The following is a 21,010-nucleotide window of genomic DNA, read 5'->3' as shown; positions in this document are numbered from 1 at the left end:
GGCGCAGCGCCGAAGTTCGGCACCAGAGGAAGGGACCAGCATGGCGGCACAGGGACTGAGCGGCTTTTACGGGTCGGTCTTCCGGCGCAGCATCACCGTACGGGTCTTGATCCGCACCAGCGACGCCCGGGTGCTGATGCTGCGCAACGGCAAGGCCTGGGAGCTGCCGGGAGGAGTGGTGAAGGGCGGGGAGGATCCACGCTCCGCCGCCCGCCGCATTGCCCGTGCAACCCTGGATCCCGAGTTCGACGTCGGCCGCGTGCTGGTGCTGGACTGCGTGCAGGGCACCCAGGGACAGGCGGACTCCATCGATTTCCTGTTCGACGGCGGCACGTTGTCCACCTCCGTGACGTCCTTTACCGGAGCCGGCGGGGAATGGGAGGCCGGCTTCATTCCCCTGGCGGATTGCGGTGCGGGGGACGAGGGGCATGGCGGGGAGTGGGGAGCCGCGTTGGAAGCCCTGGAACTGGGCACCATGGTGGAGCTTGTGAACGGTGAGCCTGTCACCGCGGGGCCGGTCGCCGCGCCGTCGCTGCGCAGGATGATGCCGCCGCTGGAGGGCTTCTCCGGAATTCTTGGACATTAGGAGTGGGTTTGGCTCGGGACCGAGTGGTGTTTGTGCATGGCGCCGGCAGTTTCGGCGCGGCCGCGTGGCCCCGGCAGCACGGGCTTGCCCTGGACTATGACTGCCTGTTCCTTCGGCGCCATGGCTATGACGCCGTCGCCGAGCCGCTGCCTCCGGACGTGGAAGCGGACATCGCCCTGATCCGGGAGGAGCTGGCCGACGGCGGGCACCTGGTGGCGCACTCGGCCGGCGCGGTTCCGGCCATGCTGGCGGCACTCCGCGATCCGGCTCGGGTCTCGTCCCTGGTCCTGTGCGAGCCTGCGGTCTTCTCCCTGACCCGCGACCTGCCGGCCACAGCAGCCCACCGAAACCTGCTGCAGCCCCTCTTTGACGACGCTCCGCTGGACATTGTTCCGGGTGTCCCCACCCTCGTCCTTACCGGCGGATGGGAGCCGCTGTACGAAGAGGTGGCGGATTTCCTGGTCTCGACGGGAGCCGAGCACCGGCAGGTCGGCGGGAACCACCGCCCGCAGGACACGGATGCCGGACGGCAGGCGATCCGGGAGTTCCTGGCCTCCGTCAGCCGGATCGGGGCCAACTGATGGGCGGACCGTCCATCCGGAGTGCCGGCCCCGGCGATCTTCCCGTGCTGCCCTCGTTGGAGGAAGCATCGGACACGCTGCTGGACGGGATGCTGCCCGCAGGCTCCGTGGAGCTTCCGGCTGCGGCCACTGGGCGGGAGCTCGCGGCTGCCCGCCGCATCCTGGTTGCGGGCGAGCCACCCGTCGGCTTCGCCCGCCTGGAGGAGGTTGACGGACAGGCCCACCTTGAGCAGCTCTCCGTGCACCCCGACGCCGCCGGTGCCGGGCTCGGGCGGGCACTGGTCGAGGCCGCTCTCGGCTGGGCGCGGGAGCACGGCTACACCTCAATGACGCTGTGCACCTTTGCGGACGTGCCGTTCAACGCCCCGTTCTACGCCAGCTGCGGCTTCGAAGTTGTCTCTGAACCCGACGGCGAACTGGCGGCGCTGCGGCAACACGAAATCAGTCTTGGACTGGATTCCATTGGACGACGAGTGGCCATGCGTGCCCCGCTGCGGCGGTAACCGGGCCGTGCCGCTGCGTGTGTCATGATGCCCTCATGGCCGATCAACCCACCTCCGACCCCAGAGCGCGCAGAACCGAGATCATCGGAACGCTGATCGCCCATCTGTTGGTGATCTCCATCCCGGCTTTCGGCCTTGCGGTGGGACTTCCCTGGATCTCGTCCGTCCATAACGGCCATCAGCTCGTATCCGCAAACGTCAGGACGACCGGCACTGTCACTGACGTTCGGTTTTCCAACGGCAGCCGGAAAAGCAGCGGCCGCAGCGCAATAATGACGTATTCATTCACCGCCGAAAACGGGACAGAAGGAACCGTTGAAGACTCGCAAAGCTACAGCAAATGGCGCGATGGGCCTCGGGAGGAGCTGACGGAAAAGCTCCAAGGTACCGAAAAGACTGTGTTCTATGATCCCGACGATCCCGACGAAGCCATTGTCGAGGGAGACACGAGGTCCTACGTGCCACCGGTTATTTTCCTGACCCTCTTCACGGTCATCGGCGGCTTTTTCACGTATGTCATGGTGGAGCAGACCATCAAAGCCAGGAGAAAGAAGGAGGCGCAGACGGTCTAGTCGTGCCGGCGTTCCAGGGGGCTTGGAATTAGATGAAGCTTCAAGTAATCTCATTGCATGAACCTTCAAGTAAAAGACCGCCTGCCCGCCGACCTCGCCATGGGCACGGTAATGCTCAAGGTGGGCGACCTGGCAAAGGTCTCCGCCTATTACCGCGGTGCCCTGGGGCTGGAGATCGTGGCGGAGGCCGACGGCGGCCAGTATCTGGGGCGCGGAAGCGTCCCAGTGGTGCATTTGGCGCCGGCGCCCGGACTGCAGGTGGCCTCCCGCGGCGAGGCCGGACTGTTCCACACCGCCATCCTCTTCGAAACCCAGGCAGACCTTGCTGCCACCGTTGCCTCTGCGGCCCGGTATGACCCGTCGGCCTTTGTCGGCTCCGCGGACCACCTCGTCAGCGAGGCGTTCTACTTCACCGATCCCGAAGGCAACGGCATCGAGCTCTACTATGACAAGCCGCGCGAAACCTGGGACTGGGATCGGACGGAGGCCGGCAGGGAAGTGCGGATGGCGTCGTTGCCGCTGTCTCCGCAGGCCTACTTCCGCAACCATCTCACCGAAGCGGCACTGGACGGACTCTCCGCTGCCGATGCCGCCGTCGGGCACGTTCACCTGCAGGTAGGCGACACGGAAACCGCTGCCGCGTTCTACGTGGACACGCTGGGGTTCGAGCGGACCGCCGGTTTCCACGGGCAGGCCCTCTTTGTCTCCGCCGGCGGCTACCACCACCACATGGCGATGAACGTCTGGAACAGCCGCGGCGCCGGACCGCGCCGCGACACGCTGGGCCTGGGCGAGGTGCTGATTAGCGTTCCAACCGCCGACGACGTCGCCGGGCTTGCGGACCGCCTTCGGGTTGCCGGGATTTCCAGCCACTCCACCGGGGCCGAGCTGCGCTTTGAGGACCCGTGGCGCAACCGGCTGCGTGTTGCCGTCGGCTGAAAATCCGCGGAAATCCGTTCCGGCCGCGCGAGTCGCAAAAGATGAAGTCATCTGGCACAATGGTCAGGTACTCGATCTGCGCGGGCCCTCTCTCCGTGCATGCATCTTGTCCTTTTGAACCCCAACGTTATGGCCCGCCCCACGGGAGCAGAAGTACGGGTTCGCCCCATTTCAGATCAGGAGTGACCACAAAAGTGGCCGTAAAGATTCGCCTTAAGCGCCTTGGCAAGAAGTTCTCAGCACACTACCGCGTTGTTGTCATGGATTCCCGTGCCAAGCGCGATGGCCGTGCCATCGAAGAAATCGGACTCTACCGTCCGACCGAAGAGCCGTCGTACATCGACATCAAGTCGGACCGTGCGCAGTACTGGCTCGGCGTCGGCGCCCAGCCCACCGAGCAGGTCGCAGCACTGCTGAAGATCACCGGTGACTGGCAGAAGTTCAAGAACATCGACGGCCAGGAAGGTACCCTGCGTACCAAGGCCCCGAAGGAAGCCTTCGTGGCTCCCGAAAAGAAGTCCGTGATTGTCCCCGAGGCCATCACCCCCAAGGCCAAGAAGGAAGAGGCCCCCGAGGCCTCCACCGAGGCTGAGGCAGAGTAACTTGCTCGCTGAAGCGCTGGAGCACCTCGTGCGCGGAATCGTTGACAGTCCTGAGGACGTCAAGGTTTCCGCCAAGAGCAACCGCCGTGGGGAAACCCTCGAGGTTCGGGTTCACCAGGACGACCTCGGCCGGGTCATCGGCAGGCAGGGACGGACCGCACGCGCACTGCGCACGGTCATCGCAGCCCTTGCCAACGGTGAGCAGGTCCGAGTGGACGTAGTGGACACGGACCGGCGCCGCTGATCTAAAATGATCACCGACGGCGCAGCGGAAGCGAACAGTTCTTCACTGCAGTACCGGAAGTAAAGCAGTACACAGGATCCGGCCCCGACACCAGATAATGGTGAAGGGGCCGGATTTTTTTCAGGCGCCGGCCAATCCAGGCGACGAAAACCCCACAGAGGAGAATCCATGCAGTTACAGGTGGCACGCATCGGCAAGCCGCACGGCATCCGCGGTGAAGTGACCGTCCAGGTGCTGACCGACGCACCCGAGGACCGCTTTGTCCCGGGCACGGAGCTCACCGTAGAGCCGGCTGCCAAGGGCCCGCTGACGGTGATCAGTGCGCGTTGGAACAAGGACATCCTGCTGCTGGGCTTCGAAGAAATCACGGACCGCAACGGCGCAGAGGAACTGCGCGGCGTGAAGCTGTTCATCGACACCGAAACGGTGGACGAGGACGACGACGAGGGCTGGTACGAACACGAACTGGTGGGCCTGAAGGCACGGGTGGGCGACGACGTCGTCGGCACCGTCAGCGGCCTGCGCACCCTCACCGTCCAGGACCTGCTGGTGGTTGAGGACGGCCGCGGCGAGGAAATCCTCGTACCGTTCGTCGAGGCCATCGTTCCGGAAGTCAATATCGAGGACGGCTATGTCCTGCTCACTCCGCCGGAGGGGCTCTTTGAGCTGAATAAGCCCGAGGACAAGAAGGACGCGGCCCCGGCCGACACGAAGGAAGCCGGGCAGTAAGTGCGCATCGATGTCGTCAGTATTTTCCCGGAGTATCTGGCAGCCCTTGAGCTGTCCCTGATCGGCAAGGCCCGGCAGGAAGGCCTGCTGGACCTGGCCGTGCATGACCTGCGGGAGTTCACCACCGATCGGCACCGTACCGTGGATGACACCCCCTACGGCGGGGGAGCGGGCATGGTCATGAAGCCCGAGCCCTGGGCCGCCGCGCTGGACGCGGTGGCGGGCGACGGCGACGAGCGGCCGGTCTTGATCGTCCCCTCGCCGGCCGGTGCAGTCTTCACGCAGGCCATGGCCTACGAGCTGGCCGAGGAGAAGCACCTTGTTTTCGCCTGCGGCCGCTACGAAGGAATCGACGAGCGGGTGCTGGAATGGGCCGGGGAACGCTTTGACGTCCGTCCCGTCAGCCTCGGAGACTACGTGCTCAACGGCGGAGAGGTCGCGGTGCTTGCCATGGTCGAGGCCGTAGGCAGGCTGGTGCCCGGCGTCGTCGGGAATCCCGAGTCCCTGGTGGAGGAATCCCACTCGGACGGGCTGCTGGAATACCCGGTCTACACCAAGCCCTCGGCCTGGCGCGAGCGTGCCGTCCCGGAGGTCCTGCTCAGCGGCAACCACGGCAAGATCGCCCGGTTCCGGCGGGACGAACAGCTGCGGCGCACCGCGGCACGCCGGCCCGATCTGATCGAAAAGCTCGACGCCGCGTCGCTGGACAAGGCCGACCGGGCCACTTTGGCGGCTCTGGGCTACGAAATACGCGACGGCAGGGTCTGCCCGCCCGCCTGACGGCAGCGCCGGATTGGTGCCGTTCGGATGCGTATGGCAAAATGGGGAGTTGTGTCATCTGGGTCCGTACCTGCCACAGGGGGAACGCGGCCAACAGATATGTACACACCGGCATTCCATCCTAGGTCCTGCCGGTCTACTAACTTCGACAGCATCCGTGCAGCCCGCATTTTGGGGGCGCATTCTTGCTGCCGTTACCAAAGTGAATGACCTGTGGCGTTCACCAGGAGTGATAAACAATGCACATCCTAGATTCTGTTGACGCAGCGTCCCTGCGTACGGACATCCCCGAGTTCCGCGCCGGTGACACGGTCAAGGTTCACGTAAACATCATCGAAGGCAAGAACACCCGTGTTCAGGTCTTCCAGGGCTTCGTGCTCAAGCGCCAGGGCGATGGCCTCCGCGCGACCTTCACGGTCCGCAAGGTTAGCTTCGGCGTCGGCGTTGAGCGTACCTTCCCGGTACACTCCCCGGTCATCGACAAGCTCGAGGTCGTCTCCAAGGGTGACGTCCGCCGCGCGAAGCTGTACTACATGCGCGATCTGCGCGGCAAGGCAGCCAAGATCAAGGAAAAGCGCGACTTCCGTCCCGCCAAGTAACTTACTTGACTGCAGCATCCGCCTCCGGGGGTCCCTCCGCGAAGCACACGAAACGCCGGCCCCGGTTTGTGGGCTGGCGTTTTGTGCTATGTGCTCTCGCCGCGGCCGTGATCCTCGCCGCCCTCGTGCGGGCATTCCTGTTCGACGTCTTCTACATCCCCTCGGATTCCATGCAGCCGCTGCTCGAACCCGGCGACCGGATCCTCGTCTCCCGCACCGCCTACGATTCGGCTGAGATCCGGCGCGGCGATGTGGTGGTGTTCGACGGCCGGGGCTCGCTGGCGCCGCTGCACAGCGGGCGTCCGGCACTGGCCGACGCCGCAGTCACCGTGGGGCGCTGGGTCGGGCTGGCCGGCAGCGACACCGTCTATGTAAAGCGGGTTGTCGGTGTGGCGGGGGACAGGGTGAGCTGCTGCACGGACGGGGATCCACGGATAACCATCAACGGAACTCCCATGGAGGAGCCGTACGTTTACTCTGGAGACGCTCCCAGCGACCATGCGTTCGACGTCGTCGTTCCCGAAGGCAGGCTGTGGCTGATGGGGGACCACCGGTCCGTTTCGGCGGATTCCCGGTCCCTGCTGGGAGCTCCCGGCGGCGGCCTGATCTCCACGGAACGGGTGATCGGACAGGCCCAGCGGATTCTTTGGCCGCTCGAGCGCGGCACCAATATTGACCGGCTATCCTTAGGAGCCGAGTGGAACACGGAGAAATAAGAGGAAACGCAATGTCGCAGCAACCGGACCAGTCCCCTGACGGGACGCCCGGCTCCGGGGAGCAGCGGGACCACGCAGCGCACTCGACCGCACCGAAGGAAAAGAAACGCGGTTTCGGCGCCTGGCTGCGTGAAGTCCTCACGATCGTGGTGATAGCCCTGGTGCTGTCGTTCCTGATCAAGACCTTCCTTTTCCGGGCGTTTTACATCCCCTCGGGGTCCATGGAAGAGACGCTGGAAATCAACGACCGGATCTTCGTCAACCTTCTGGTCCCTGAACCGATGGACCTGAACCGCGGCGATGTCGTGGTCTTCAAGGACACCAAGGGCTGGCTGCCGGAGACCGCGGAGAAGGAAACGAATCCGGTCAAGGATGCCCTGACCTTTGTGGGCCTGCTCCCCGACGAGTCCCAGCAGCACCTGGTCAAGCGTGTCATCGGCACCGAAGGAGACCACGTGGTCTGCTGTGATGCCGACGGCAGGATCACCGTCAACGGCGAACCCCTGGACGAGCCCTACCTGTACCCCGGCGCCGCACCCTCCGACATCCCGTTTGACGTGGTTGTCCCCGAGGGCAAGGTCTGGGTGATGGGGGATCACCGCAACGCCTCTGCGGATTCCCGCGAACACCAGTACGGTGAGGGCGGCGGTTTCGTAGACGTGGAGGACATTGAGGGCAAGGCCGTAGTGACGGCTTGGCCGCTGAACCGCGTCGGCGGGGTCGACGACTATTCGGAAGTCTTCGAGGACGTCCCGGAACCGAGCGGCAGCAAGTGAGTTCCACCGCCAAGCCGCCGACCCTTCGGTATGAGCGCACCTTCGCTGCCTCCGGGCACCGGATCCTGGCCGGCTGCGACGAAGTGGGCCGCGGCGCCCTGGCCGGACCGGTGTCCGTAGGGATGGTGGCCGTGGACCTGGCTACTGTGCGTTCCCTAAAGGGAGTGCGGGACAGCAAGCTGCTTTCCGTTGCTGACCGGAATACGCTGGTTCCGCAGATCAAGAAATGGGCCCTGGCCTGGGGCGTGGGCCATGCCAGTGCAGCGGAGATCGACCTGCACGGGCTGACCGTCGCCCTTCGCCTGGCCGGAACGCGCGCCTGGGACCAGATGTGCTCAACCCTGCGTCCCGACGTCGTACTCCTGGACGGCAACTACAACTGGCTCTCGCCCGAGCGGCAGGGCAGCCTGTTCGACGATCCCGATGAACCGGCCGGAGGCTGCACGGCACCGGTGCACACCCGGATCAAGGCGGATATGCAGTGCCTGAGCGTAGCCGCCGCCAGCGTGCTGGCGAAGGTGGAACGCGACGCCATGATGGTAGAGTTTGCCGCTTCGAACCCGCACTATGCGTGGGAGATCAACAAGGGTTATGCCACCGAGTCGCACCGCGCGGCCATCGACGTCCACGGACCCACGCCGCTGCACCGCATGTCCTGGCGGCTGGGCTCCAAGCCCCGCCCGGGTGAACCGGTGCTGGAACCGGAAGACGACTTGAGCACAGTTGGGGGATGATAGGAACATGAGCGCCGAAGACCTTGAGAACTATGAAACGGACATGGAGCTCCAGCTGTACCGGGAGTACCGCGACGTCGTAGGCCTCTTCAGCTACGTGGTGGAAACCGAACGGCGCTTTTACCTGGCCAACCATGTGGACCTGCAGGCACGGTCTGCCGACGGCGAGATCTACTTCGACCTCACGCTTCAGGACGCATGGGTCTGGGACGTCTACCGGTCCGCACGGTTCGTCAAAAGCGTACGGGTGATCACCTTCAAGGACGTCAACGTTGAGGAATTGACCCGCAACGACGACCTCACACTGCCGAAGGCCGACGAACTGTAAGTTCCGCCTCTGTGTTCTCCCAGCTGACGGATGGGCTCCTTGGGTCATTCCGGGCGAGGCTGGAAATCCAGCCCTCAACCATCGTTCCGCGGTGGTTCAGCAGGTAAGGCACCGCGATCGGCGGCGGGAAACCGCAGCGCCAGACGGTCTTATAGCTGCCGGTGTTTCCCGCATTCGCCTTCCACGTGACCACATCCCAGTCCAGGTCCTCGAAGGCGTGGCCCACTGCCAGCCGGACCGCGCGGGACATCAGGCCGCGGCCGCGGTATTCCGGCGACGTGACGAATCCCAGCGAACCGGAAGCTGCACCTTCGAAGCGCAGGTCGATGGTGCCTGCATAGCTGCCGCCGACGTCGAGCGCCCAGGACACGGCGTTATCCTGCGGTACCGAGATAGCCGCCAGGTACTGCTGCGCCATCTCCGGCGTGTAGCCCAGCGGAATGGTGGTCCACTGGACCGACACGGGGTCGATGCAGCGGGCGTGCACGGCGTCGAGGTCGGCAGCCGTGTGTGGACGGAGCAGGAGGAAGTCGTCGCTGAGCAGCGGGATCGCGAAAGCCATCCCGACAGCCTAGCGGGTGTAATCCGGACCTAGACTTAGCGTCATGCCCGAGTCCCGGCGTGGCTTCGACGCCAACCTCCGCCTGTACGCACAGATGCAGCCCGACGGTCCGTCACTGGCCCACCTGCTGTCCCTGCAGGAGTCGTTGCCGGCCGGCACCCGGCTGGTGCCGCGGAAACAGCTGCACCTGACGCTGATCCACTTCGGGAAGGTGCTGGACGTGCACCGGGCCGTCAATGCCCAAACCGGGATTTCACGTTCTGCCTACGAGCAGCTGCTCGCCGGGTACGTGGCCCGGACCGAGGCGCTGCTGCCCGCGGTTTCCTTCCGGCTGGGACCGGTGGGGTTTGCCGGGTTCGGTACGCGCGGCTCGACCTTAGTAGTGGAGTATCTGCCGACGCCGGATCTCGCTTTGCTGCATCGGGACCTGTATCGCGAGCTGGTGGGTTTCCTCGGCGCCGCCGGCATTCGGGATACCGCGGCCTTCATAGCCGGTGATCCGAACTTCATACATGCCGGGACACTGCGCCCGCACATCTCCCTGGCACGGGGGTTTGCGGGCGCCCTGCCCTCGCTGCAGCTGGAATCCGTGACCCTGCAGCCGATGCCGGTGGTGTACCCCGGGCACTGACGGCGCCCGGGGTACACCTTTGGGCCTAGGCCTTCCTGCGGCGGGCAATGACCACCAGTACCGCTCCGACAGCCAGGATGGCCGCGCCGGCAACGGCAAGCCACGTTCCGCCGGCGCCCGTGTGGGCAAGCCCTGCATCGGGAACGCGGGGGCTGGGGTTGCCGGCAACCTGGATCCCGGGGTCCGTGGTGCCCGGGGCCGGCGGGGTGCTGCCCGAACCGGGCGGGGTTACCGAACCTGCCGGGGTCTCCGACGGGGTTTCGGACGGGGTGGCCGTCGGTGTTGGCGTTACCGCACCTGCCGGTGGTTTGGTCGGGGTGTCAGTGGGGGTCGGCGTGGGCGTCGAGGACGGAGTGTCCGTAGGTGTCGGCGTCGGCGTCTCGGACGGGGGATCCGTAGGTTCCGGCGTCGGTGTCGGCGTCGGAGCGCAATCGGGAACCGTCATCAACTCCTCAAGCTCCTGATGCTGGGAGGCCAACAGGTCCGGATCTCCGGGGAAGGGGTTGGGATAAAGGAGGTTCTTCGGCCACTCATAAGTGCCTTCGAACTCGAGTACGTCTTGCTGGACGGCCCAGCCGGGACCGCACACCTCGAATGGAACCAAGGGGACCAGGGACGTTACATCGGTGAACCACTGGTGTCCGGGCTGCTTGGCCAGGAAGGTTTGTTCACCCGAGTTCTCCCAGGCGGCCGGCTTCTTCGCGTCTACCTTCCGGTACAAGTAGATTCCCGTTTCCGTCACGGAAACCTCCGCCGAGGGAGACCCGCTCGGCTGAGTTGTTTCGGCCATGAGCCCTGGCTCTGGTGCAGCAGTCGCCAAAGCCGGTGCGCCGGCGGCAATCGACAGCCCTGCAATGGCTGCAAATCCCACCACGAGAGCGGTTGTGTTTCGCTTGCGGTTTTGCATGATGTCCTTTTGGTAAATCCAACATGGGCGCTTGCGTCGCTAGCCTGTCCCGGCCGTCTCAGCGTTCCCCTACGGATTGACGCAGTTTCCCGACAAGACCCGCTCAAATTCCGGGCGGGCTTCTGATCTGCCCTTGGCGACACGGCATCGGTGGTGTATCCCGGAGGTTGAAAACGCCGAGGTCCTGCCCACGACCAGCGAGGAGAGCGTTATGGATACTGCGGGACGGGTTGCCCTGGTGACCGGAGGATCCGGCGGGATCGGAGCGGCCGTGGTCCGACGGCTCGCGTTGAACGGCTATTCGGTGGGTGTGCACTGCGCGCGGAACCGAGCGACAGCGGACGGGATTGTTGCCGACATTGCCGCCGGGGGCGGACTTGCCTTGGCAGTCGGCGGGGATGTGGGAGACGAGCCCGCGATGGCCGCCGCGTTCGACGCCGTCGAGAAAGCGTTCGGTGGCCTGGACGTGGTGGTCAATACCGCAGGCATCATGCTCCTTTCCCCTATCGCGGAGCTGGATCTGGCGGACCTGGACCGTATGCACCACACGAATATCCGGGGAACGTTCGTGGTCTCGCAGCAGGCGGCCCGTCGGGTCCGTCCGGGTGGAGCGATCATTAACTTTTCGACCACCGTCCGGCGCACCCAATACCCCGGTTACGGCGCCTATGTGGCCTCCAAGGCTGCGGTGGAAGGGATGACGCTGATCCTGGCGCGGGAACTGCGGGGACGGGACATCACAGTCAACGCGGTGGCACCCGGGCCGACAGCCACGCCGCTGTTCCTGGACGGCAAAGACGAGGCCACCGTCGAGCGGCTGGCCGAGGCGGCGCCGCTGGGGCGCCTGGGCCAGCCCGAAGACATTGCCGAAACCGTCGCTTTCCTTGCCGGACCTGGGCGCTGGGTCAACGGCCAGGTGGTCTACGCCAACGGGGGGCTGGCCTGAACTTGTGCTCCTCCACACTCAGGTTCCGGTGCGCGGCGGCGGAATCCTTCTCCACACGGCTGTGTGCTGCTGTGCCGGGTCCGTCCGGTTCGAGCCAACGTGGTGGACATGAAAGCCAAAGACATCCTGGGAAGCCGCGGAGAAGAACTGGCGGCGCGGTACCTGACCGAAGCCGGGCTTCGCATCATCGACCGGAACTGGCGGTGTCCCGAGGGGGAGATCGACCTGGTCGCCGTGGACGGGGCCACCCTGGTGGTGGTCGAAGTGAAAACGCGTTCCTCGCTGGACTTCGGACACCCCTTCGAAGCGATCGGGCAGGATAAGGTCGCCCGCCTCTACCAGCTGGCAGGGGCCTGGGCTCGGGCCAACAGCCGCTACTTCACCCACCGCCGGATCGACGCAGTCTCGATTCTCGACGACGGCGCCAATCCACCCGTCGTGGAGCACCTGAGGGGAATCTCCTGATGGGGCTTGGACGGACCTACGGGGTCGGGCTGGTCGGCCTGCAGGGGAGGATCGTCGAGATTGAAGCCGACATCGGCCAGTCCCTTCCGTCCTTTATCCTGCTGGGGCTGCCGGACGCCTCCTTGAACGAGGCGCGCGACCGGGTGAAGTCGGCGGCAAAGAACGCCGGACTCCCGCTGAGCCGGCGCCGCATCACGGTCAATCTGATGCCTGCGGATGTACCGAAGCACGGCTCCGGCTTCGACCTGGCCATAGTCGTGGCTGCACTCTGCGCCGGTGGTGTCCTGCGCAGCCCGGGACGCTGCATCTTCCTGGCAGAACTCGGGCTGGACAGCCGGCTTCGGCCGATCCGGGGCGTACTTCCGGCTGTTATGGCTGCGGTTGCGGCCGGCTTCACGGACTTTGCCGTGGCGGCGGAGAACGCAGAGGAGGCTGCACTGGTCCCTGCGGCCCGCGTGCGGGGATACTCCTGCCTGGCCGAGGTGGCCGCCGACCTCGGTGCGGACCCCGAGCAGCTTAGTTTTCCACTGCCGGTGGCCCGTACCGGCCAAGATCCGGAACACGAAGAGGGTCCGGCTGAAGCCCGGATTCCCGACCTTGCGGACGTGGCGGGGCAGGCAGAGGCCCGCTTCGCTGTCGAGGTGGCCGCGGCAGGAGCACACCATCTGTTGATGACCGGGCCGCCGGGCGCCGGGAAGACCATGCTGGCCGAGCGGTTGCCCGGCATCCTGCCGGACCTTTCCGATGACCAGGCAATGGAAGTCACCGCCATTCACTCCCTCGCCTGGCAGGGACGCCCCTGCCGCCAGCTGCTCCGCAGGCCCCCGTTCGAGAGTCCGCACCACACCGCGTCCACGGCAGCGGTGATCGGCGGCGGTTCAGGCATTCCGCGTCCCGGCGCTGCCTCCCGTGCCCACCGCGGCGTGTTGTTCCTCGATGAGGCTCCCGAGTATGAGCGGCGGGTCCTGGACGGCCTGCGCCAGCCGCTTGAAAGCGGCGAGCTTGTCCTGCACCGTGCAGCGGGTACAGCCGTGTATCCGGCACGATTCCAGCTGGTCCTTGCCGCCAATCCCTGCCCCTGCGGACTCGCAACCGGTAAGGGAATCGAGTGCACCTGTACCTCCACACAGCGGCGCCGGTATTTCAGCCGGCTCTCCGGTCCGCTGCTGGATCGGGTGGACCTGCAGCTCTCCGTTCAGCGGGTCTCCCTGGTCGACTACTTCGCCGCAGAGACTGCGGAGGCGAGCTCGACGGTGGCGGCACGCGTGCAGGAGGCGCGGCGGCTCCAACGGGAACGGCTTCAGCCACTGGGATGCGAAACCAATGCCGAGGTTCCCGGCACCTTGCTGCGGGACAGCCTGCGGCCGCCGAGCAAAGCAACGTCGGCCCTGGACCGGGCCATGGACCGCCAACTCCTGACGGCTCGGGGCTACGACAGGGTATTGCGGGTGGCCTGGACCGTCGCCGATCTTGCCGGGCACGGAAGCCCGGACGCCGACGACGTCGGGCAGGCCCTCGCTTTCCGCCGGCAGGGAGCTGCGGCATGAGTACCGATGACGTGCTGGTCGCACGGGCGGCGTTGTCGAGGCTGTTCGAACCTTCAGATACCGTGGGCCTGGCCCTCGTGGCGGCCGCCGGTCCGGTCCAGGCGCTGCAGATCGCCACCGGAGCGGTGGGCACACCGCCGGATCTTGCCGCCGAAACGGCACGCTTCCTATTCCCGGGCGGCGGCCAGGGAAGCGTCCTGGCAGAGGGATTGAAGAGGTGGGCCCCGCGGGTAGCGGATCTGGCGCCGGACCGGGACCTGGACGCGATCCGCCGTCTGGGTGGGGAACTCCTGGTTCCGGAGGATCCCCGTTGGCCCGAGTCATTGCGCCACCTGCAGCTGGAAATGCCGTTGTGTCTCTGGGTGCGGGGAGACCTGGAGCGTGGCCTGCCGGAACTGGACCGGACTGTGGCAGTAGTGGGTTCCCGGGACGCCACCGGATACGGGCTGTCCATAGCGGGGGACATTGCAGCGGGGCTGGTCAACCGCGGGTACACCGTGGTCTCCGGAGGCGCCTACGGCATCGATGCCCAGGCACATCGCGCCGCGCTCGGATCTGCATCCACTGATGCCACGCCCACGCTAGCGGTCATGGCGTGCGGTGCGGACCGGTTCTACCCGGCCGGCAACGAGGACCTGCTTCGCGCCGTCGCGGAGCGCGGGCTGCTGCTGTCCGAAGTGCCGCCGGGATCTGCCCCCACCCGCTGGAGATTCCTGCAGCGGAACCGGATCATCGCTGCGCTGAGCGCCGTCACTGTGGTGGTGGAGGCCCGGTGGAGATCCGGAGCGCTGAACACTGCCCACCATGCCGCCGGGTTAGGGCGGGAAGTCGGTGCGGTGCCGGGCTCCGTGTACTCGGCCAACTCTGCCGGATGCCACCGGCTGCTGCGCGACGGCAGCGCAGTCTGCGTGACCGATGCCCAGGAAGTGGCGGAACTGGCCGGGCCGCTCCGTGATGTCCCGCCGGGAGAGCCGGGCGGCCCCGGCAGTCGGGCAGGGGACAGTCGGGCAGGAGTCCGCCGGGCAGATCATGACGGACTGCCAGTGGAGGACCTGCTGCTGCTGGATGCGCTGCCCGTGCGCAGCGGAACGACCATCGAGAAACTGGCCACCGTCGCAGGGCTGTCCCTGCAAGGAGTGCGCGCCGGGCTGGCACGGCTGGAATTGGAAGGACTGGCCGTACGGACCGAAGGAGACCAGTGGCGCCGTGGCCGGCGTTAGCAGCATCGACATTTCTACTACCCGCACAACCCAAGGAAGGGCATCATCATGATCACTCACAAGATAGTCACCTCGCCGGTAGGGGTACTCACCCTCGTCGCTATGGACGGACTCCTGTCCATGGTCCGGCTCGGGCCGCCCGCTGCGCCGGCAGTTGCCGGGGCAGGGACGCCGTACGGCATTGCGGCGGAAGACGGCTTCGAGGATGTCGAACGTCAACTGACGGAGTACTTCGAGGGCCGGCGCTGCTGCTTCAGCGTGGGTACCAATCCCCAGGGGACCGAGTTCCAGCGCAGGGTATGGGAGCAGGTCTCGGGCATCGCCTACGGCAGGACGGCAAGCTACAAGCAGCTGGCGGTCCTGCTGGGTGATGCGGCCAAGGCGCGAAGCGTAGGTGCAGCATTGGCGCACAACCCGTTGAACCTGGTTGTCCCCACCCACCGCGTGGTGGGGTCCCGCGGCGCGCTGACCGGATACTCGGGCGGCGTCGATGCGAAGCGGTACCTGCTGGAGCTGGAGCAGGCACCGCAGACAGAACACCTGCGGCGGAACTGCCTGCGTGCCGACAGCGTGCCTGCTTGAACGCCGGCACCAAAGAGAGAACAGTAAAGAGGTGACATCAAAGGGAGCAGCAGACAGAACTGCGTGGCCGGCGGAATTCCGTTCCGCTTTGGAGGGCTTCTGCCGGTATCTGACGGCAGAGCGTGGACGCTCCGAACACACCGTCCGTGCCTACGAATCGGACGTGTCGAAGCTGCTCGACTATGCTCTCGGCGCCGGAGCAGGCTCGCTTCAGGAACTGGACCTGGGCATCCTGCGCGGCTGGCTGGGCGAACTCAGTGCCGGGGGACAGGCCCGTTCCACGCTGGCCCGCCGCGCCGCCACGGCCCGCAGCTTCACCAACTGGGCCCTGCGCGAGGAACTCATCAGTGAGAATCCGGCCCTGCGGCTGAAGGCACCGAAGAAGGAAAAGACCCTTCCCGGAGTACTGCGCAGCAGCCAGCTGGATGATCTGTTCGAAACCCTGCAGGCGGCTGCCGCCGAGGGCGAACCCGTGGCACTTCGGGACCGCGCGATGGTCGAACTGCTCTACGCGACCGGCATCCGGGTGGGAGAACTGGCCGGACTGGACGTCGACGACCTCGATCCGGACCGCAGGACGCTCACGGTGCTGGGCAAGGGCAACAAGGAACGTACGGTGCCTTACGGCCTGCCGGCTGCCCTCGCGGTGGACGACTGGCTGCGCCGCGGCCGCCCGTCGATGGCGACCGGGGGCAGCGGTCCGGCATTGTTCCTGGGTAAGCGGGGCGGACGAGTGGACCAGCGGCAGGTCCGCAGCGTGGTCGCCGTCCTCCTGGAAGCCATGCCGGACACCTCCGCCTCCGGGCCGCACGCCCTCCGCCACTCCGCGGCCACCCATCTGCTCGACGGCGGTGCGGACCTGCGTGCCGTGCAGGAAATCCTGGGCCATTCATCCCTTGCCACCACGCAGCTCTACACGCACGTGTCAGTGGACAGACTCCGCCAGAGCTACAGCCAGGCCCATCCGCGCGCCTAAGGGACGGCCGCCCAAAGCCGGCCGACCCAACGCCCGCCACAACGCCCGCCACGCCGCCCGGCCTTCCGCGCTGCAGAGGCTCAGAAGACTATATTGGCGCATCGACGTAACTTACGGCACAATGATGGACAGCGGACACATATGGCTCGATATCCGTCCATGCAGCAGCAGGTCGTTGGGGAAGACGTACCTACAGCTATGGAGGATGGAATGTCTGTTGTGATGGCGCGCGGCGTACTGTTTGTGCACTCTGCCCCTTCCGCGTTGTGCCCCCATATTGAGTGGGCCATCGGATCCGTCGTGGAAAAGCGAACGGATCTACAGTGGACCCCTCAGCCGGCTGCGCCCGGAATGGTACGGGCCGAAATCGCCTGGACCGGGCCGCAGGGCACCGGTTCCCTGCTCGCGTCCGCGCTGCGCGGCTGGGCACACCTGCGGTACGAGGTGACGGAGGAACAGAGCCCCGGAGCCGACGGCAGCCGCTGGGCCCACACCCCTGAGCTGGGCATCTTCCATGCCGCGACGGACGTACACGGCAACATCATGATTTCCGAGAACCGCATCCGTTACGCCTATGAAAACGGCGCCGGCGATCCCTCGGCTGTCTACCACGAACTCTCACTCGCCCTGGGCGAAGCCTGGGACGAAGAGCTGGAGCCGTTCCGGCACGCGGCCGACGGCGCTCCGGTGCGCTGGCTGCACCAGGTCGGCTAGTTCCTCAAAAACTCCATAGCTAAACAAAACAGGCGTCCGGTCCCCGCGGGGACCGGACGCCTGTTTTGTAAACGAAGGACTTAGCGGCTGCGCAGCACGGCGACGGCGTTGTGCCCGCCGAAGCCGAAGGAGTTGCTCAGCGCTACGATGTCTCCGCCGCGCAGCTGGCGGCTGGAGGTCACGACGTCGAGCGGGATCTCCGGATCCTGGTTTTCCAGGTTGATCGTGGCCGGTGCCTGGCGTTCGTAGACCGCCAAAGCCGTCAGGACGGCCTCGACTGCACCGGAGGCACCCAGCAGGTGGCCCATCTGCGACTTGGTGGCAGACACGGCGACACCGTCGAGGGCACTGCCAAGGGCAGCCTTCAGCGCAGTGTATTCCGGCTTGTCGCCCACCGGGGTGGACGTGGCATGCGCGTTCACGTGGACTACGTCCTCGGCCTGCGCCCGGGCATCAAAGAGAGCGGACTTCAGGGCCCGGGTGGCGCCGAGGCCCTCGGGGTCCGGTGCGGTGATGTGGTACGCGTCGGCGGTGACGGCCGTGCCGGCGAGTTCGGCGTAAATCCGTGCCCCGCGGGCCAGGGCGTGCTCTTCGCTTTCGAGCACCAGCGCACCGGCACCCTCACCCATAACGAAGCCGTCGCGGTCGCGGTCGTAGGGGCGGGAAGCGCGCTCCGGATCGTCGTTGCGCTTGGACAGGGCCTGCATGGAGGCAAAGGATGCCAACGGCATCGGGTGGATGCAGGCTTCCGCGCCGCCGGCGACGACGATGTCGGCTTTCCCGGAGCGGATCATTTCCAGGCCCTGGTGGAGGGCCTCGGTTCCGGAGGCGCAGGCTGAGACGGGCGTGTGGGCACCGGCGCGGGCACCGAGGTCGAGGCTGACCGCGGCGGACGGGCCGTTGGGCATCAGCATCGGAACGGTCATGGGCAGTACACGCCGCGGTCCCTTTTCGCGCAGGGTGTCCCAGGCATCGAGCAGGGTCCAGATGCCGCCGATACCGGTGGCGAAGGAGACGGCAAGCCGGTCGTGGTCAATGTCTGCGAGGCCGGAATCGGCCCAGGCTTCGCGCGCCGCGACGACGGCGAACTGTGTGGAGGGGTCCATCCGTTTGGCTTCGACGCGGGAAAGGACTTCCGAAGCGGGAGTGGTGGCCCGCGCTGCAAAGGTCACGGGCAGCGAGTACTTCTCCACCCAGTCGTCTTCCAGGGTACGGGCGCCGGAGACACCCTGCAGTGCGTTCTTCCACATGGTTGGAACGTCCCCGCCGATGGGCGTGGTCGCTCCGAGGCCTGTGATGACTACTTTGCGGGCCATGATTCACTCTCTTGAAGCAGTTGCAGGTGCTGGTTCCGGCAGTACCGGGCGGCCGCCGCCAGGCAGCGGCCGCCGGAAGGTTAAGCCTGGGCGTTGGAGATGAAGTCCACGGCGTCGCCGACGGTCTTCAGGTTCTTGACCTCTTCGTCCGGGATGCGCACGCCGAACTTCTCTTCGGCGTTGACGACGATGGTCATCATGGAAATGGAGTCGATGTCCAGGTCATCGGTGAAGGACTTGTCCAGCTCAACGGCCTCGGGGGCCAGACCCGTCTCTTCATTGACGATCTCGGCGAGGCCGGCCAGGATTTCTTCGTTGCTAGCCATGTTGGCTCCTTTTCTTGTAGTGCCGGTACGGGGACCGGTCCGGTTTTTCCAACCGCCGAAGCGGTGTGGTTCTGTGGGCTGCACCGGCGTCGCCGGCACTGCGGGAATTGGGTCTAGGGAAGGACGACTACCTGCGCGCCGAACACAAGGCCGGCACCGAAGCCGATCTGCAGCGACAACTTGCCGCTCAGTTCCGGGTGCTCCTGCAGCAGGCGGTAGGTGGCCAGGGGAATAGAGGCGGCCGAGGTGTTTCCCGCATCGGCAATGTCGCGGGCAATGATGACTGACTCGGGCAGCTTCAACTGCTTCGCCATTTCGTCAATGATGCGCATGTTGGCCTGGTGCGGCACGAAGGCGGAGAGATCCTCGGCGGTGATCCCGGCGGCGTCGAGCGCCTGCTGGGCAGCCTTGGCCATCTCCCACACGGCCCAGCGGAAGACCGTCTGGCCGTCCTGGCGCAGGGTGGGCCAGAGCTTGGTGTCCCGGCCGGAGAGGTCCGCGGGGCTCATGCCGCCGTCGGCCTCGGCGGCGAGGGAAAGTTCGCGGACGTCCAGCATGGAGTGGGTCATGCCGATGGCACCGGACTTGCTGCCGTCGGAGCCCCAGACGGAGGGCGCGATGCCGGGGGTGTCGGAGGGTCCGACGACGACGGCGCCGGCACCGTCGCCGAGCAGGAAGGAGATGGTGCGTTCGGTGTTGTCGATGAAGTCGGAGAGCTTCTCCACGCCGATGACCAGCACGTAGGTGGCGGCGCCGGAGCGGACCAGCGCGTCTGCCTGGGCAATGCCGTAGCAGTACCCGGCGCAGGCGGCGGAAACGTCGTAGGCCGGTGCCGGCGTTGCGCCCAGCCGCTCGGTGATCTGGGTGGCCGCGGACGGCGTCGCGTAGGGGTGGGTCACGGTGGAGACGATGACGGCGCCGAGCTGCGATCCCTCGATGCCGGCGTTCTTCAACGCCTCGCGTCCGGCAGCCTCTGCCATGTCCACCACGGACGTGCCCTTGTCCGCACGGTGCCGGGTGACGATGCCGGTGCGCTGGCGGATCCACTCATCGGAGGAATCGATCCACTGGCAGACATCGTCGTTGCTGACAATGACGTCGGGGCGGAAGGCGCCGATGCCGTGGATTCGGCTGAATTCGTTGACGGGGGACTGCTTCAGGGTGGGCGTGCTCACGCGTTACCTTCTCCGGTTGTTGCTGCCGTTCCGGAATGCTCACGGATGAACTCCCGGGCAGCGGTTAGATCTTCTGGGGATTTCAGGGCCAGCGTCGGTATGCCCTTCATGCCGCGGCGTGCCAGTCCGGTGAGGGTTCCTGCCGGCGGCAGTTCCAGCAGGCCGGTCACGCCCATGCCGAGCATGTTCTCCATGCAGAGGTCCCACCGTACCGGGCGGGATACCTGGGCGATGAGGCTGTCAAGGTTGGCATCGCCGGACACCACGGCTGCGCCGTCGCGGTTGGAGAGCAGCGTGGCCAGCGGCGCCTGCGGGGTGAGGGAGGGGCGCAGCGCTTCGAGGACAGTCACGGCGGGGGCCATGTGGGAGGTGTGGAACGCCCCGGCGACCTTCAACGGAATAACCCGTGCCTTGGCCGGCGGTGCTGCGGTGAGTACCTCGAGCTGGTTGTGCGTTCCGGCCGCCACGGTCTGCCCGCCGCCGTTGGCGTTCGCTGCCGTGAGCCCTGCGGCTTCCAGCACGGCGGCCACGTCGTCGGGATCCCCGCCAAGGATGGCGCTCATGCCCGTGGGCTCAACCGCTGCGGCGCGTGCCATGGCGTTGGCCCGTTCCCGGACGAACACCAGCGCGTCGTTTTCCGGCAGCGCACCGGCGATGGCGGAGGCGGTGATCTCGCCGACAGAGTGGCCGGCCAGGACGGTGGAGGATGTCAGCGCCGAGGGATCCAGCAGCAGCCGGGCGGCCATCAGGCCGGCGGCAACGATCAGGGGCTGGGCGACGGCGGTGTCCTTGATGGTTTCCTCGTCGGAGACCGTGCCGTGGGCAATGAGGTCCAGGCCGGCGACGTCGCTCAGCGCGGAAAGGTGATCCCGTACGCCGGGCAGTTCCAGCCACGGTGAGAGGAATCCTGGCGTTTGGGACCCCTGGCCGGGGCAGACGATTGCAAGCACGTAT

The 21,010-nt window shown here is 66.2% G+C and carries 28 protein-coding genes; 22 read left to right on the top strand and 6 right to left on the bottom strand.

Annotated elements, in window-relative coordinates:
- Positions 1-40 precede the first annotated feature (40 nt).
- The 14 genes from N2K99_RS10610 to N2K99_RS10545 all read left to right on the top strand — a co-directional run bounded on the left by N2K99_RS10610 (position 41) and on the right by N2K99_RS10545 (position 8,689).
- Positions 41-586 carry an NUDIX domain-containing protein gene (locus tag N2K99_RS10610; protein ID WP_227933735.1) on the top strand — a complete coding sequence of 182 codons (546 nt, stop codon included), beginning with the start codon at positions 41-43 and terminating at the stop codon, positions 584-586.
- A gap of 8 nt (positions 587-594) precedes the next feature.
- Positions 595-1,167 (top strand): alpha/beta fold hydrolase, encoded by a 573-nt coding sequence (locus N2K99_RS10605; RefSeq protein WP_227923654.1) that lies wholly within the window; start codon positions 595-597, stop codon positions 1,165-1,167.
- A complete protein-coding gene (locus N2K99_RS10600; RefSeq protein WP_227933734.1) occupies positions 1,167-1,670 on the top strand; it encodes a GNAT family N-acetyltransferase in 504 nt (167 codons plus the stop codon). The genes N2K99_RS10605 and N2K99_RS10600 overlap by 1 nt, the downstream gene beginning before the upstream one ends.
- 35 nt (positions 1,671-1,705) lie before the next feature.
- On the top strand, positions 1,706-2,242 hold the full coding sequence (locus N2K99_RS10595) for a DUF3592 domain-containing protein (protein ID WP_227923659.1): 537 nt from the start codon (positions 1,706-1,708) through the stop codon (positions 2,240-2,242).
- Between the two features lie 57 nt (positions 2,243-2,299).
- Entirely contained in the window at positions 2,300-3,181 is an 882-nt protein-coding gene (locus N2K99_RS10590) for a VOC family protein (RefSeq protein WP_227933733.1), read from the top strand.
- Positions 3,182-3,375: 194 nt separating this feature from the next.
- Entirely contained in the window at positions 3,376-3,783 is a 408-nt protein-coding gene (gene rpsP, locus N2K99_RS10585; RefSeq protein ID WP_227923663.1) for a 30S ribosomal protein S16, read from the top strand.
- Position 3,784: 1 nt separating this feature from the next.
- Positions 3,785-4,027 carry an RNA-binding protein gene (locus tag N2K99_RS10580; RefSeq protein ID WP_146364407.1) on the top strand — a complete coding sequence of 81 codons (243 nt, stop codon included), beginning with the start codon at positions 3,785-3,787 and terminating at the stop codon, positions 4,025-4,027.
- Between the two features lie 168 nt (positions 4,028-4,195).
- Positions 4,196-4,756, top strand: coding sequence for a ribosome maturation factor RimM (rimM, locus tag N2K99_RS10575; RefSeq protein ID WP_227933732.1), 561 nt, complete (start codon positions 4,196-4,198; stop codon positions 4,754-4,756).
- Positions 4,757-5,536, top strand: coding sequence for a tRNA (guanosine(37)-N1)-methyltransferase TrmD (trmD, locus tag N2K99_RS10570; protein WP_227923667.1), 780 nt, complete (start codon positions 4,757-4,759; stop codon positions 5,534-5,536).
- A gap of 239 nt (positions 5,537-5,775) precedes the next feature.
- Entirely contained in the window at positions 5,776-6,135 is a 360-nt protein-coding gene (rplS, locus tag N2K99_RS10565) for a 50S ribosomal protein L19 (RefSeq protein WP_146364401.1), read from the top strand.
- Between the two features lie 5 nt (positions 6,136-6,140).
- Positions 6,141-6,851 carry a signal peptidase I gene (gene lepB, locus N2K99_RS10560; RefSeq protein WP_227923670.1) on the top strand — a complete coding sequence of 237 codons (711 nt, stop codon included), beginning with the start codon at positions 6,141-6,143 and terminating at the stop codon, positions 6,849-6,851.
- 11 nt (positions 6,852-6,862) lie between these two features.
- Complete coding sequence (gene lepB / locus N2K99_RS10555) at positions 6,863-7,627, top strand: signal peptidase I (RefSeq protein WP_227923672.1); 765 nt, start codon at positions 6,863-6,865, stop codon at positions 7,625-7,627.
- Positions 7,624-8,361 carry a ribonuclease HII gene (locus N2K99_RS10550; protein WP_227933731.1) on the top strand — a complete coding sequence of 246 codons (738 nt, stop codon included), beginning with the start codon at positions 7,624-7,626 and terminating at the stop codon, positions 8,359-8,361. The genes lepB (N2K99_RS10555) and N2K99_RS10550 overlap by 4 nt, the downstream gene beginning before the upstream one ends.
- A gap of 7 nt (positions 8,362-8,368) precedes the next feature.
- Complete coding sequence (locus tag N2K99_RS10545) at positions 8,369-8,689, top strand: DUF2469 domain-containing protein (RefSeq protein WP_227901490.1); 321 nt, start codon at positions 8,369-8,371, stop codon at positions 8,687-8,689.
- On the opposite strand, the gene N2K99_RS10540 is transcribed toward N2K99_RS10545, so the two are convergent.
- Positions 8,661-9,251, bottom strand: a complete 591-nt coding sequence (locus N2K99_RS10540) for a GNAT family N-acetyltransferase (RefSeq protein WP_227923677.1) — start codon at positions 9,249-9,251, stop codon at positions 8,661-8,663. The genes N2K99_RS10545 and N2K99_RS10540 overlap by 29 nt on opposite strands.
- Positions 9,252-9,294: 43 nt before the next feature.
- Between N2K99_RS10540 and N2K99_RS10535 the strand changes: the two genes are divergently transcribed.
- The gene (locus tag N2K99_RS10535; RefSeq protein WP_227933730.1) at positions 9,295-9,882 is read left to right on the top strand and encodes a 2'-5' RNA ligase family protein; all 588 of its coding nucleotides are present in this window, start codon (positions 9,295-9,297) and stop codon (positions 9,880-9,882) included.
- Between the two features lie 25 nt (positions 9,883-9,907).
- Here the strand turns inward: N2K99_RS10535 and N2K99_RS19080 are convergent, their stop codons facing one another.
- Positions 9,908-10,672, bottom strand: coding sequence for an LPXTG cell wall anchor domain-containing protein (locus N2K99_RS19080; protein ID WP_308036399.1), 765 nt, complete (start codon positions 10,670-10,672; stop codon positions 9,908-9,910).
- Positions 10,673-11,000: 328 nt separating this feature from the next.
- Between N2K99_RS19080 and N2K99_RS10525 the strand changes: the two genes are divergently transcribed.
- The 7 genes from N2K99_RS10525 to N2K99_RS10495 all read left to right on the top strand — a co-directional run bounded on the left by N2K99_RS10525 (position 11,001) and on the right by N2K99_RS10495 (position 17,239).
- On the top strand, positions 11,001-11,735 hold the full coding sequence (locus tag N2K99_RS10525; RefSeq protein WP_227933729.1) for an SDR family oxidoreductase: 735 nt from the start codon (positions 11,001-11,003) through the stop codon (positions 11,733-11,735).
- A gap of 99 nt (positions 11,736-11,834) precedes the next feature.
- Complete coding sequence (locus N2K99_RS10520) at positions 11,835-12,200, top strand: YraN family protein (RefSeq protein WP_227923704.1); 366 nt, start codon at positions 11,835-11,837, stop codon at positions 12,198-12,200.
- The gene (locus tag N2K99_RS10515; RefSeq protein WP_227933728.1) at positions 12,200-13,747 is read left to right on the top strand and encodes a YifB family Mg chelatase-like AAA ATPase; all 1,548 of its coding nucleotides are present in this window, start codon (positions 12,200-12,202) and stop codon (positions 13,745-13,747) included. Before N2K99_RS10520 ends, N2K99_RS10515 begins: the two co-directional genes overlap by 1 nt.
- On the top strand, positions 13,744-14,967 hold the full coding sequence (gene dprA, locus N2K99_RS10510) for a DNA-processing protein DprA (protein ID WP_227933727.1): 1,224 nt from the start codon (positions 13,744-13,746) through the stop codon (positions 14,965-14,967). Before N2K99_RS10515 ends, dprA begins: the two co-directional genes overlap by 4 nt.
- 48 nt (positions 14,968-15,015) lie before the next feature.
- The gene (locus N2K99_RS10505; RefSeq protein WP_227933726.1) at positions 15,016-15,549 is read left to right on the top strand and encodes a methylated-DNA--[protein]-cysteine S-methyltransferase; all 534 of its coding nucleotides are present in this window, start codon (positions 15,016-15,018) and stop codon (positions 15,547-15,549) included.
- 31 nt (positions 15,550-15,580) lie between these two features.
- Complete coding sequence (locus N2K99_RS10500) at positions 15,581-16,525, top strand: tyrosine recombinase XerC (RefSeq protein ID WP_227933725.1); 945 nt, start codon at positions 15,581-15,583, stop codon at positions 16,523-16,525.
- A 210-nt stretch (positions 16,526-16,735) separates the two neighbouring features.
- Positions 16,736-17,239, top strand: coding sequence for a DUF3145 domain-containing protein (locus tag N2K99_RS10495; RefSeq protein ID WP_227923692.1), 504 nt, complete (start codon positions 16,736-16,738; stop codon positions 17,237-17,239).
- Positions 17,240-17,319: 80 nt separating this feature from the next.
- Here the strand turns inward: N2K99_RS10495 and fabF are convergent, their stop codons facing one another.
- The 4 genes from fabF to N2K99_RS10475 all read right to left on the bottom strand — a co-directional run bounded on the left by fabF (position 17,320) and on the right by N2K99_RS10475 (position 21,006).
- A complete protein-coding gene (fabF, locus tag N2K99_RS10490) occupies positions 17,320-18,555 on the bottom strand; it encodes a beta-ketoacyl-ACP synthase II (RefSeq protein WP_227933711.1) in 1,236 nt (411 codons plus the stop codon).
- A gap of 80 nt (positions 18,556-18,635) precedes the next feature.
- Entirely contained in the window at positions 18,636-18,881 is a 246-nt protein-coding gene (locus N2K99_RS10485; protein WP_055240832.1) for an acyl carrier protein, read from the bottom strand.
- A gap of 113 nt (positions 18,882-18,994) precedes the next feature.
- Complete coding sequence (locus N2K99_RS10480) at positions 18,995-20,056, bottom strand: beta-ketoacyl-ACP synthase III (protein ID WP_227923710.1); 1,062 nt, start codon at positions 20,054-20,056, stop codon at positions 18,995-18,997.
- The gene (locus N2K99_RS10475) at positions 20,053-21,006 is read right to left on the bottom strand and encodes an ACP S-malonyltransferase (protein ID WP_227933710.1); all 954 of its coding nucleotides are present in this window, start codon (positions 21,004-21,006) and stop codon (positions 20,053-20,055) included. Before N2K99_RS10475 ends, N2K99_RS10480 begins: the two co-directional genes overlap by 4 nt.
- Between the last annotated feature and the right edge of the window lie 4 nt (positions 21,007-21,010).

Origin of the sequence: Arthrobacter sp. zg-Y1110 (assembly GCF_025244865.1) — a bacterium.
In the GTDB taxonomy this organism is placed as follows: Bacteria; Actinomycetota; Actinomycetes; order Actinomycetales; family Micrococcaceae; genus Arthrobacter_B.
Note: the sequence above shows the minus strand (reverse complement) of the source record. Positions and strands in the feature narration are given on the sequence as shown.

Coding starts and splice junctions, on each gene's coding strand:
- N2K99_RS10535 (WP_227933730.1), top strand. CDS start 9,295: ATGCCCGAGTCCCGGCGTGGCTTCGACGCCAACCTCCGCCTGTACGCA.
- N2K99_RS10505 (WP_227933726.1), top strand. CDS start 15,016: ATGATCACTCACAAGATAGTCACCTCGCCGGTAGGGGTACTCACCCTC.
- N2K99_RS10595 (WP_227923659.1), top strand. CDS start 1,706: ATGGCCGATCAACCCACCTCCGACCCCAGAGCGCGCAGAACCGAGATC.
- N2K99_RS10610 (WP_227933735.1), top strand. CDS start 41: ATGGCGGCACAGGGACTGAGCGGCTTTTACGGGTCGGTCTTCCGGCGC.
- dprA (WP_227933727.1), top strand. CDS start 13,744: ATGAGTACCGATGACGTGCTGGTCGCACGGGCGGCGTTGTCGAGGCTG.
- N2K99_RS10515 (WP_227933728.1), top strand. CDS start 12,200: ATGGGGCTTGGACGGACCTACGGGGTCGGGCTGGTCGGCCTGCAGGGG.
- N2K99_RS10545 (WP_227901490.1), top strand. CDS start 8,369: ATGAGCGCCGAAGACCTTGAGAACTATGAAACGGACATGGAGCTCCAG.
- N2K99_RS10525 (WP_227933729.1), top strand. CDS start 11,001: ATGGATACTGCGGGACGGGTTGCCCTGGTGACCGGAGGATCCGGCGGG.
- N2K99_RS10600 (WP_227933734.1), top strand. CDS start 1,167: ATGGGCGGACCGTCCATCCGGAGTGCCGGCCCCGGCGATCTTCCCGTG.
- N2K99_RS10495 (WP_227923692.1), top strand. CDS start 16,736: ATGTCTGTTGTGATGGCGCGCGGCGTACTGTTTGTGCACTCTGCCCCT.
- N2K99_RS10540 (WP_227923677.1), bottom strand. CDS start 9,251: ATGGCTTTCGCGATCCCGCTGCTCAGCGACGACTTCCTCCTGCTCCGT.
- rimM (WP_227933732.1), top strand. CDS start 4,196: ATGCAGTTACAGGTGGCACGCATCGGCAAGCCGCACGGCATCCGCGGT.
- lepB (WP_227923672.1), top strand. CDS start 6,863: ATGTCGCAGCAACCGGACCAGTCCCCTGACGGGACGCCCGGCTCCGGG.
- rplS (WP_146364401.1), top strand. CDS start 5,776: ATGCACATCCTAGATTCTGTTGACGCAGCGTCCCTGCGTACGGACATC.
- N2K99_RS10590 (WP_227933733.1), top strand. CDS start 2,300: ATGAACCTTCAAGTAAAAGACCGCCTGCCCGCCGACCTCGCCATGGGC.
- N2K99_RS10485 (WP_055240832.1), bottom strand. CDS start 18,881: ATGGCTAGCAACGAAGAAATCCTGGCCGGCCTCGCCGAGATCGTCAAT.
- fabF (WP_227933711.1), bottom strand. CDS start 18,555: ATGGCCCGCAAAGTAGTCATCACAGGCCTCGGAGCGACCACGCCCATC.
- N2K99_RS19080 (WP_308036399.1), bottom strand. CDS start 10,672: ATGGCCGAAACAACTCAGCCGAGCGGGTCTCCCTCGGCGGAGGTTTCC.